The sequence below is a fragment of the Dryocola clanedunensis genome (assembly GCF_038405435.1).
GTDB lineage: Bacteria > Pseudomonadota > Gammaproteobacteria > Enterobacterales > Enterobacteriaceae > Dryocola > Dryocola clanedunensis_A.
In genome coordinates, this window is sequence record NZ_JBBYHZ010000070.1 from 1 (window position 1) to 771 (window position 771).

The following is a 771-nucleotide window of genomic DNA, read 5'->3' on the forward strand; positions in this document are numbered from 1 at the left end:
GGGCCGAGTAACAGCAGGTGGCCGTTCTGGGCACGGTCCAGCTTATTCAGCGGATCAAAGCACAGCGGTGTGCCACCCCGGTTGAAATAGCAAATACCCGGATGCCCGGTACCCGTTTCGCGCCCGTAAACCGGCAGCAGCCCGGCGATGTGCTGAACGAAGTTAAAGCGGGTATACAGGCCGCGCGGATCGCGCCGGGGATCAAAACACATCGGTAGCCAGCGCAGCCAGTGGCTGAGCGGGGCGACTTCATGCCTTTCCTGCACCGGTACCAGCCCGACGTTCAGTAGCTGGCTGTGTAGCTGGCGTTGCTGACGAAACAGCGTGTCGGTATCAGGGGCGTGCAGGTAGAAAGCCAGCGCGCTGCGATACAGTTTGTGACCGTCTTTCAGGTAGCTGCGCACGTCCTGGCAGTCGCGGCGGGTGTAGAGTGAATCGGTGTTATCACCGATGGCGCGATCGGCCAGCTTACTCAGATGCTGCTCCAGCCTGTCCTGCGGCCAGACCACCACCGTGAGGTTCATAATGGTGCCGGCGGGCAGCAGATCGAACAGGGCATTGATACCGTCACCCCGGGCCGTTTCCCCGGTCAGCAGTCCTGGCGGTGGGGCTTTACGCAGGCGGTCAACCATCACCACCTTATGCGGACGGTTATCCAGCCACCACACGCCATTCTCCACATCTGAACGGGGTTCATTTGTCAGCAGACGCTCGGCAAAATCGGTGAGCACCGGAAGAGTGTCGGGCTCCGGCAAATCCAGTTGCTGCCAG

General features: G+C 61.1%; 1 protein-coding gene. It reads right to left on the minus strand.

Annotated elements, in window-relative coordinates; genetic code table 11:
* The coding region (locus tag AAE045_RS23420; RefSeq protein WP_455549711.1) for a TraC family protein at nucleotides 1-771 on the minus strand (771 nt) is incomplete at both ends.